9 protein-coding genes are annotated in these 9,799 nt (G+C 74.9%); 7 read left to right on the forward strand and 2 right to left on the reverse strand.

Going from position 1 to position 9,799, the window contains the following annotated elements; all coding sequences use genetic code 11:
* Window positions 1-29: 29 nt before the first annotated feature.
* From ACXJKA_RS01365 to ACXJKA_RS01380, 4 genes are read left to right on the forward strand one after another with little or no spacing between them, the layout of a single operon-like run.
* On the forward strand, window positions 30-329 hold the full coding sequence (locus ACXJKA_RS01365; RefSeq protein WP_456823358.1) for a hypothetical protein: 300 nt from the start codon (window positions 30-32) through the stop codon (window positions 327-329).
* Window positions 326-1,171: an HAD family hydrolase gene (locus ACXJKA_RS01370; RefSeq protein WP_456823359.1), complete on the forward strand. Its 846-nt coding sequence runs from the start codon at window positions 326-328 to the stop codon at window positions 1,169-1,171. The genes ACXJKA_RS01365 and ACXJKA_RS01370 overlap by 4 nt, the downstream gene beginning before the upstream one ends.
* Window positions 1,168-1,932 carry an alpha/beta hydrolase gene (locus tag ACXJKA_RS01375; RefSeq protein WP_456823360.1) on the forward strand — a complete coding sequence of 255 codons (765 nt, stop codon included), beginning with the start codon at window positions 1,168-1,170 and terminating at the stop codon, window positions 1,930-1,932. Before ACXJKA_RS01370 ends, ACXJKA_RS01375 begins: the two co-directional genes overlap by 4 nt.
* Entirely contained in the window at window positions 1,929-2,708 is a 780-nt protein-coding gene (locus ACXJKA_RS01380; protein ID WP_456823361.1) for an alpha/beta fold hydrolase, read from the forward strand. Before ACXJKA_RS01375 ends, ACXJKA_RS01380 begins: the two co-directional genes overlap by 4 nt.
* A 51-nt stretch (window positions 2,709-2,759) precedes the next feature.
* Here the strand turns inward: ACXJKA_RS01380 and ACXJKA_RS01385 are convergent, their stop codons facing one another.
* Together ACXJKA_RS01385 and ACXJKA_RS01390 are read right to left on the reverse strand one after the other, a co-directional pair.
* Entirely contained in the window at window positions 2,760-3,188 is a 429-nt protein-coding gene (locus ACXJKA_RS01385) for a hypothetical protein (RefSeq protein WP_456823362.1), read from the reverse strand.
* A 23-nt stretch (window positions 3,189-3,211) separates the two neighbouring features.
* The gene (locus ACXJKA_RS01390; protein WP_456823363.1) at window positions 3,212-5,380 is read right to left on the reverse strand and encodes a hypothetical protein; all 2,169 of its coding nucleotides are present in this window, start codon (window positions 5,378-5,380) and stop codon (window positions 3,212-3,214) included.
* A gap of 218 nt (window positions 5,381-5,598) precedes the next feature.
* Between ACXJKA_RS01390 and ACXJKA_RS01395 the strand changes: the two genes are divergently transcribed.
* The 3 genes from ACXJKA_RS01395 (at window position 5,599) to ACXJKA_RS01405 (ending at window position 9,345) form a co-directional block, all read left to right on the forward strand.
* Window positions 5,599-7,332 carry a hypothetical protein gene (locus ACXJKA_RS01395; RefSeq protein WP_456823364.1) on the forward strand — a complete coding sequence of 578 codons (1,734 nt, stop codon included), beginning with the start codon at window positions 5,599-5,601 and terminating at the stop codon, window positions 7,330-7,332.
* Entirely contained in the window at window positions 7,329-8,336 is a 1,008-nt protein-coding gene (locus ACXJKA_RS01400) for a hypothetical protein (protein ID WP_456823365.1), read from the forward strand. Before ACXJKA_RS01395 ends, ACXJKA_RS01400 begins: the two co-directional genes overlap by 4 nt.
* A gap of 70 nt (window positions 8,337-8,406) precedes the next feature.
* A complete protein-coding gene (locus ACXJKA_RS01405) occupies window positions 8,407-9,345 on the forward strand; it encodes a co-chaperone YbbN (protein WP_456823366.1) in 939 nt (312 codons plus the stop codon).
* Window positions 9,346-9,799 lie beyond the last annotated feature (454 nt).

Genomic DNA, 9,799 nt, shown 5'->3' on the forward strand with positions numbered 1-9,799 from the left:
GTCGCGCAGGGGTGGGGGAGGATGGGGGAGTGGGACGACGATCGACGAAGCGGCCGTACGGCGCCGAGCACGTCGAGCTCGACCTCGACAGGGCGACCGGCGGCCGACGCTCCGAGTCCGCGACCGACGGCGAGTGGGTCGTCCAGCAGGTCCGCGGCTCCGACCGTGCGTTCCGCTGCCCCGGCTGCGACCAGCTGGTGACGCCGGGCACGGCCCACGTCGTCGCGTGGCGGACCGACGGGCTCTTCGGCGAGGCGCTCGACGACCGTCGGCACTGGCACACGTCGTGCTGGCAGGCACGCGCCCGCCGCGGACCCACCCGCCGATGACCCCCGCGTTGCGCGCCCCGAGGATCCTCGCCACCGACCTCGACGGCACCCTGCTGCGCCCCGACGGATCCCTCTCCGCGCGCACGGCGCAGGCCCTGGTCCGGGCCGCCGACGCCGGCATCGAGGTCGTCTTCGTGACGGCACGACCGCCCCGCTGGCTGCGCGACCTGGCGCCGCACGTCGCCGGCCACGGCATCGCCATCTGCGCCAACGGCGCCGCCGTCCTGGAGGTCGGCACGGGCAAGGTCCTCGCGGAGCACGGGATGCCCCCGCACACCGTCGGCGCCATCGCGGACCGCGTCCGCGCGGCCTGGGGAGGCCCCGAGGCGGTGCATCTCGCCGCCGAGAGCGCGGACGGCTTCGCGTACGAGACCCGGTTCCGCTCCATCCACCACGTGCCTGCGGGCAGCCCGACGGCCGACCGGATCGAGGACGTGCTCGCACCGTCGACGTACAAGCTGTTGGTGCGCAGCACGCGGCCGACCACCGACGCCTTTGCCACCGAGCTGGCGGCGGTCGTCGGCGACCTGGCGATCGTGGCGGACTCGGGCGCCGTCGGCCTGGGGGAGATCTCCGGACCCGGGGTCACCAAGGCCGCGACGCTCGCCGACTGGTCGGCGGCCCGCGGCATCGACCCGCACGACGTCTGGGCCGTCGGCGATGCCCCGAACGACCTCTCGATGCTCGGCTGGGCGGGCGTGTCCTTCGCCGTCGCCAACGCGCACCCGACGGTCCTCGCGGCCGCGACGCAGCGGTGCGGCTCCAACGCCGACGACGGTGTGGCCGACGTGCTCGACCTCGCGGGTGCCCTTGCCGAGCGCGGCCTAGGCTCGTCCCGATGACCACGAACACGACCGATCCCGGACTCATCCGCTCGCTCACGGTCCTGCCGGCCGTCCGCCAGGACGTCGAGCTGCACACCGCGGACGGCCTCACGCTCGTCGGCGAGCTGGCACGGCCGGCCGAGAAGCCGCCGGTCGCCACGCTGGTGACGCTGCACCCGCTGCCCACCCACGGCGGCTACATGGACTCGCACGTCTACCGGAAGGCGGCGTGGCGCCTGCCCGCGCTGGCCGACCTGGCGGTCCTGCGTTTCAACACGCGCGGCACGGCCAGCCCCCGCGGTACCAGCGGCGGCGCGTTCGACGGCGGCGTCGCCGAGCGGTACGACGTGCACGCCGCGATCGAGTTCGCCGAGTTCCACGACCTGCCGAAGCGCTGGCTGGTCGGCTGGTCGTTCGGCACGGAGCTGGTGCTCATGCACGGGCGCGACCCGTCGATCGAGGGCGCGATCCTCCTGTCGCCGCCGCTGCACCGGGCGACCGACGCGGACCTCGACGCCTGGGCGGAGTTCGGGAAGCCGCTGGTGGTCCTGGTCCCCGAGCTCGACGACTACCTGCGCCCGGACGAGGCACGACGCCGGTTCGCGCGCGTCCCGCAGGCCGAGGTGATCGGCGTCGGCGGTGCCAAGCACCTGTGGGTCGGCGAGACGGCGGTCCGGCGGGTGCTCGACGAGATCGTCGGGCACGTGCTGCCCGACCACGAGGTCCCGCTGCCCACGCACTGGGCCGGCCCGAGCACGACGGCGGAGGACGACGCATGAGCCTGCACACCTATCGCGAGGGCGGCGACGGCCTGCCGGTCGTCCTGCTGCACGGGTTCCCGCTCGACCACCGGATGTGGGACGGCGTGGCGGCCGCTCTCCCGGCGGGACGCGCCGTGCACGCGGTCGACCTGCTCGGCGCGCCCGGCCGTGCGGACGACCTGCCGGAGCCCACGCTCGAGGCGTCTGCCGACGACGTCGCGACGACCCTGCGCGCGGCCGGCATCGAGCGCGCGGTGGTCGCCGGCCTGTCGATGGGCGGCTACGTCGCGCTCGCTCTGCTCGAGCGGCACCCCGGCCTGGTCGCTGGGCTCGCCCTGGTGGACACGAAGTCGACCGCCGACGCCCCCGAGGCGCGCGCCAACCGGCTCCGCATCGCGGGGGAGGTGGACGCGACCGGCTCGGTCGACGCGGTCCGACCGATGGCGTCGTCGCTCGTGGGTGAGACGACCCGAGCGGCTGATCCCGAGATCGCCGACGAGATCGGCGCCTGGATCGACCAGCAGGAGCCCGCGGGCATCGCCTGGTCGCAGCGAGCGATGGCGGCACGCCCCGATCGGTCGGAGGTGCTCAGCGCTTACCGCGGACCTGTTCTCGTGGTCGTCGGCGACGAAGACACGGTCACGCCGGTCGAGGCCGCCGAGCACCTCGTCGCCACCGCAGCGGAGGCGCGCCTCGTCGTGATCCAGCACGCCGGGCACCTGTCGGCCGTGGAACAGCCCGCCGCGGTCGCAGCGGCCATCGCCGATCTGGCCCAGGCCACCGACTCGGCGTAGCAGGCAGGTCGAGGCGACGTTGGCCGCCGCTAGCGGCTGAGTCCTCTGCCGCTAGCGGCCCAGCACCCGCGTCAGCGCCTCCGACATGTCCAGCGACTCGCCGTCCTTGCCGCCCGCACCGATCACCAGCGGGGGAGCGGACGGCTCCGGCGTGACTCCACGGAAACGCGCGGCCAGGCTCGACGGCGTCGTGAGCACGTAGAACTTTCCGGCCGTGTCGATCGCCACGGTCTCGTCCCGCCGCAGGTACCACCCGGTCAGCGGCGTCTTGTAGCGCGCGCGCCCGTCGTAGCTGCGCGCCGAGAGCTCGACCGGCTGCGGCCCGGAGCGAGTGACCCGCACCAGGAAGGCGTCGATCAGCTCCTGCGCCCGCGCGGACTCGGCGCGCTGCCGCTCGGCCAGCAGCTCACCGTGCGCGGCCGCGGCCGCCCGGCGCTCCTCGCGCCACCGGGCGGCGTCGGACGACGTCTGATCGGTCACCGGGTGCCCTTCCGACGTGCCCGTCAACGGGTCGGCGCGGCTGCGTCGTCCTTCTCGGCGGGCTGCTCGTCGTGGGCTTCGGCACCGGCGTGCTCGTCCGTGACGTCGGTCTTCTCGACGACCACGTCGGACTTCTCGACGACGGCCTCCGGCTCGGGCTTCGGCTCGTCGGACGCATCCGGCTCCGCCACGACGGGGACAGCGGCGGAGACGGGGGCCGGACGCGACTTCGTCGGTCGCGACGCCGGGCGGGCCGGCTTCGCGGGCGAGGGCGCGTCGGCACCCTTGGCCGGCGTCTTGGCCGGAGAAGGAGCAGCCTTCTGCTCCTTCTCGAACGCCGCCTCGGCCCGCGACGCCCGCTCGAGCGTCGCGCGGTCGGGGTTGTGGCCGAGCAGGTTGCGCAGCTCGTCCAGGTAGGAGGTGATCGACTCGCGCTGGCGGTTGAGGTCCTCGACCTGCCGCGTGGCCGACGTGCGCTCGCGCTCCGACTCGATCATGGCGTCGGAGATCTGCTTCTCGGCGTGCTCGCGGGCCTCGGCCACCACGCGGTCGGCGTTCTTGCGTGCGTTCGAGATGAGCTCCTTCGCGTGGTGCTCGGCGTCCGTGCGCACCTTGTCCGCCTGGGCCAGCGCCTTGGCCACCCGCTGCTCGGCCTCGGCCGCGTGCGCCTCCGCGTCGCGCACCAGGCGCTCGGTCTCGGCCCGCGCGGTCTCGTGACGCTCGGCGTCCTCGCGCTCGGCGGCCTCGCGGCGGGACGCGATGGTCAGCTCGGCGTCCGCGAGCTGCTGCTCGGCGGACCGCACCAGCTCGTCGGCGTGGGCCTTCGCCGACGTGGTCAGCTCGGCGGCCGCTCGGCGCGCGTCGGTGAGTGCGCGCTCGGTCTCGAGCCGGGTGCGCTCGCGCAGCTCGGCCGTCTCGCGGTCGGCGGCTGCGCGCAGCTCACCGGTCTCCCGCGCGGTGACCTCCTGCAGCTCGGCGGCCTCCCGCGCCGTGACGTCGCGCAGGTGCGCCGTCTCGTGCGTGGCCCGCTCGCGGAGTTCACCGGTCTCCCGCTCGGCCTGCGCCCGCAGGTCGGCCGCGTACCGCTCGGAGTCGCCGCGCAAGGCGACGACGACCTGCTCGGCGTCGGCCCGCTGCGCCGCGAGCTCGTCGGACGTCTTCGAGCGCAGCTCGCCCGTCTCGCGCTCGGCCTGCGCACGGACGAACGCCGCGTACTGCTCGGCCTCGACCCGCAGGGCCGCGACCTCGGCGGCGACGCGCTGCTGCAGCGCGGCGGCGTCCCGCTCAGCCGCTGCCCGCACCCCGTCGGCGTACTCCTGGGTCTGCACCCGCAGGGAGGTGACCTCCTCGGCGGCCTGCTGCCGCGCGGCACCGACCTCCGCCGCGGCGTCGCTGCGCTGCTGCGCGACGTACCGGTCGACCTCGACGCGCGCCGCAGCGAGCTCGCCCTCCACCCGCTGGCGGAGCTCGGTCGTGTCGGCGTCTGCGCTCTGGCGCAGGTCCTGCGCGTAGCGCTCGGCATCCTCACGCTGCGCGGTCGTCTCGATCTCCGCGCGCGACCGCAGCTCGCTCGCGGTCCGTTCGGTCGCGATGCGCAGCTGCGTGGCCTCGTGCTCGACGCTCGCGCGCAGCGTGCCCAGCTCGCGCTCGAGCGAGCTGCGCCGCTCGCTCTCCTCGGTCGTGATGGCGCTCTGGATCCGCGCGGCCTCCCGCTCGGCGGACCCCACGAGCTCCTCCGCGCGACGCTGCGCGGCGGTCAGGGTGCTCTCGGCCTCCGCCGACGCCGTGGTGCGGACCTCGTCGGCCTCGCGGCGGGCGGTCGCGACGAGCTCAGCGACCTCGTTCTCGGCGCGCGCGCGCAGCTGCCCGGACGAGAGCTTGGCCCGCGCGAGGGCGTCGGCCGCCTGCGCGTTGGCCTGCGTGACGACGTCCGACGACTGCTCCTCGGCGGACCGCAGCAGCTGCTCGATGCGCGAGCCGAGCCCCGAGTAAGTGGGGCGCTCGGCCTCACGGAGCTGGCGGTGCGCCTCGGAGAGCTCGCCGGCCACCTGCATGGCGCGGCCGTCGAGCGACTCGACCTGGGCGCGGGCGTCCGCGAGGGCCTTCTCGAGCCCGCTGATGCGGGCGTCGACGGCTTCGCGTTCGTATCCGCGGAAGTTGACGACGGGGAAGGGGGTCCGGGCGTCGGGCACGAGCAGTCCTCCTGGGCACTGTGACCCCGTGCGAGCTGCCTCGGTCGAGGCGCTCGTCGACTTCGGGAGTCCGCCGGTCAGGATACGCGTGTTCAAGGTGCCGGGGACGGGGGTCCGCGCTCCGACGCACACCTCGGCCGATCCGTCCACTCGATCCCGGTTCGGCCGTGACGTGCGCCTCTGCCTATCCTGGGTTTTTCTTCCCTGGAGGATCCTGCGTGCTCAAGCGACTGATCATCGCCGCCATTGGCGTCGTCGGACTGGTCGTCATCGGTCTCGGCATCGCGTCCGCGACGGTGTGGCGGGCCGACGACGTCCTCGTCGCGACGACGTCGGGCGGACCGCACACGCTCGTCACCGAGCCGGGTGTGCTCGAGCTCGGCGGCGACCCTGTGACCGTGAAGGTGACCGTGCCCGACGACGGCAACGTCGTCCTGGCCGTCGGCCGCGACACCGACGTCGCCGGCTGGGTGGGAACCGACGCGCACGGCACGGTGACGGGACTGTCCGACTGGCACGCGCTGGCTGTCGACGACGTCGCGGCGCCCGCGCCGACGCCCGCACCGACCGACGAGGCAGCGGCACCGCCGGCTGACGCGGCAACCCCGACCCCCTCGGAGAGTGCGGCGCCCGCCGAGGCGCCCGCGGCCGACCCGACCGGCTCCGACCTGTGGGTCGCGGAGGTCACGGGGACGGGCTCCGCCGAGCTGGAGTGGCCCGCCCAGGAGGGGCGCTGGAGCCTGCTCGCCGTCAGCACCGGCGAGTCCGCCCCGACGCTGTCCCTCGAGTGGCCTCGCGTGGTGACGACGCCGTGGCTGTGGCCGTGCGTCCTCCTCGGCACCTTGCTCGTCCTGCTCGCCGCCTGGTTGCTCCTGCGGGACGTCCGCCGCCGCCGGGCAGGGCTCGACGAGCCGGTCTGGCACCCCGTGAACACCGGCGCGATCCCCGCCGTCTCCGTCGCCGTGGGAGACGTCGACGCGGTCCCGGTCCTCACCCGCCGCCAGCTGCGCGAGGCCGAGCAGGCCCGCGCGAGCAAGCCGCGCACGGGCTCCATCTCCCGCGTGCCCGCGCCCGACTCCGGGCAGCAGGCAGCCGTGGACCCGGCACCGACGTCGACGCCGGTCCCGGTGGTGACCAGCCGCCGCGACCTGCGCCCGCCGACCGGCTCGGTCCCGGCCGTTCCCGCGTCCTCCGCTCCGTCCGCCGTGCCCGCCTCGGCGGGCTGGACACCGACCGCCTCAGCCGCAGGCGCCACGACGGCCGCCCGGGCGACTGCTCCTGCGCGGCCCGACACAGCCTCGGCCGAGCCGAGCACCGCACCGCCCCAGTCGGGCACCACGCCGACCAAGCCAGGCGACGCCAAGCCAGGCGATGCCAAGCCGGGCGATGCCAAGCCCGGCACCGCACCGACCCAGTCGGGCACCGCCCCGGCCAAGCCAGGCGACGCCAAGCCCGGCACCGCACCGACCCAGTCGGGCACCGCAACCACCCGGTCGGACGCCCCTGCTCAGCCGGGCGACGATCCTGCTCAGCCGGGCGCCGCGCCCACCGAGCCGGGCACCACCCCGCACGGCCGCCCGTCCTGGGCGCACGCCGCCACGGCCCCGGTCCCGACCACGGCTCCGGTCCCGACCCCCTCCGCACCCACCCCCGCCTCGGTCCCCCGGGGACCCGCGGCGTGGTCGGCTGTCCCCCCGCCGCCCGGCGCGAAGCTCCGGCCGGGTTCCCCCTCGGGACCCGACGCCGAACCGGTGCACGCGGGCCGTCCCACCTGGATCGCCCCGGCAGCACAGCCCCCCGCGCCGGTGGAAGAGACTGCCCACGCGGGCTCGCGCGCCGACGCCTGGCGCCGTGCCTGGGGACTCCCGCCGACCGAGGCGGACTCCTCGAGTGCCGACGGCACCGCCGGCACCCAGCCCACGGACGACACGACGAAGGAGGACGGACGATGACGCGCAGCCCGCGGTCCCGCCGCCTCCTCGCCGCCCTCGGTAGCGTGCTGCTCGTCGGCCTGGCCGCGTGCTCCACCCCGCTCCCGCAGCCTGCGCCCGAGCCGGTGCCCGCGGTGGCGCCGGCAGCCACCACGGTCGTGCAGTCGCAGGACGTGCTCACCGACCTCGGCGCCGTGCTTGCTTCCGCGGACGCCGCGCTCGACCCCGCTCAGCTCCCGCCGCGGGTGGAGGGCCCGGCACTGGCCGTGCGCACCGCCGAGTACGTGCGCGCCACGGCGACCGCGGGCGCGAAGCCACCGACGGCGCTGCCCACGGACGCCCAGGCGCTGATCGTGCCGCAGACGGACGTGTGGCCGCGGACCCAGCTGGTGGTCACCAAGCAGCCCGACGACCTGCAGGCCCCGCGCATCCTGGTCATGCAGCAGAACGCCCCGCGCGATCCCTACCGCCTCTGGGGCTGGGGACGCATGGGCGCCGGCGTGCAGATGCCGGCCACGGCCGCCCCCGCGACGGGCAGCCCGGTCCTGGCCCCGGACGCGACCGGCCTCGTGGTGACCCCGACGGAGGCGTTGCAGCAGTATGCCGACGTGCTCGCCAACGGCGACGCGTCGGCGTTCGCCGCCACCTTCGCCCCGGACACCTTCCGGTCGAGCATCGAGGCTGCGCGCGCGGCGACCGCCGCGGGCGTGCAGGCGGCCGGCACCGCGACCGAGACCTACACGGCGGAGCCGGCCCCCACCGTCTCCCTCGGTACCGTCGACGGCGGCGCGATCGTCGTCGGTCAGCTCACCACCGTGTCCACCGTGACGCTGACGGTCGCGGGTGGGACGATCCCGATCTCCGACCCGTTCTACGCAGCGCTCACCGGCAAGCAGAGCGGTGGCAGCAACTTCGTCCGGACGTTCACCGACGTCCTCGTCATGTACGTGCCCCCGGCGGACAGCGGCGCGCAGGTGCTGCTCCTCGCCGCGGAGCACGCCGTCACGTCGGCGACGGCCGAGTGACACCGCAGCACCGCACGTCTTGAGCTGATCCGACCCGACCCGACCGCAGGCCTCGAAGGAAGTACGACGCATGTCCCAGCCCACCGGACCCCGCCCCCGCCTCGACGTCCGCGGAGCAGTCGACCTGTCGACGCTGAACCGCCCCGCGACCCCCGCACCTGGGACCCCCGGCGGCCTGCCGTCGCCCGGCACGTACGTGGTCGACGTGGACGAGAGCTCGTTCCCGGCGCTGGTCCAGTCGTCGACGCAGTACCCGGTCGTCGTCGTCCTCTGGTCGCCGCGGAGCGAGGCGAGCGCGACGGTCGCCGCCGACCTCGCCGCGCTCGCCGACGAGGACGCCGGCCGCTGGCTGCTGGCGCGCATCGACGCCGAGGCCAACCCGCAGATCGCCCAGGCGTTCCAGGCACAGAGCGTGCCGACGGTCGTCGCCGTCCTCGCCGGCCAGCCGCTCCCGCTCTTCCAGGGCGCCTACCCGCCCGACCAGGTGCGCGCCGTCCTCGACCAGGTCCTCGCCGCCGCCGAGGCGAACGGCATCACGGGCCGCGCCACCCCGAGCACGGGGGAGCAGCCGGTGCAGGAGGAACCCGAGCCCGAGCTCCCGCCTCTGCACCAGGCCGCGTACGACGCGATCGAGCGCGACGACCTGGCCGCCGCGACCGCCGCCTACGAGCAGGCGCTCAAGGAGAACCCGCGCGACGCCCAGGCCCGAGCAGGTCTCGCGCAGGTCGGGCTGCTCGACCGGACCCGCGACGCAGACCTTCAGGCAGCGCGTGCCGCAGCCGCCGCGGACCCGGGCGACGTCGACGGACAGCTGGCCGTCGCCGACCTCGACATCCTCGGCGGCAAGGTGGACGACGCGTTCGCGCGGCTCATCGACCTGCTGCGCGCCACGGCCGGCCCCGAGCGCGAACGCGTCCGCGTACGCCTGGTGGACCTGTTCGAGGTGATCGGCGGCGACGACCCCCGCGTCATCGCCGCACGCCGAGCCATGGCCAACGCGCTCTACTGAGCGTTCGCGCAGGTCAGCGCCCTGCAGGCCGACGTGACCCGCGTCACCGGCCGCGGATTTGCCACCTGCGCCAGACGCTGCGTAATGTTCTCGATGTCGCCCGGCAGGGAGGAACGGACACCGCGGATCGAACCGCAGTGGCTGGTCCCCCGGGTAGACCACCTCGGAAGCTTCGACCGGCGATCTGATCGTCGGTCAACGTGGAGCGTCCGGAAGCGGAACCTAGGGTTCTCACCGCAACAAACGCCCTCTGACGAGGGGGTTTGACGCGGAGGGGCCGCTCCGCTAAGTTAGAACGGTTGCCTCCGGACAGGTTGAAGGGCCTGGAGGGATGCGCGTCTGTTCCTTGAGAACTCAACAGTGTGCCAAATAGTCGATGCCATATGGCTCGCTATCAGAGGTGGTCATGCCCTGTTTGGGGTGTGGGTGCTGAGGTGGTGGGTCTTGGTTGAGA

It is taken from the genome of Cellulomonas sp. P5_E12 (assembly GCF_054049315.1).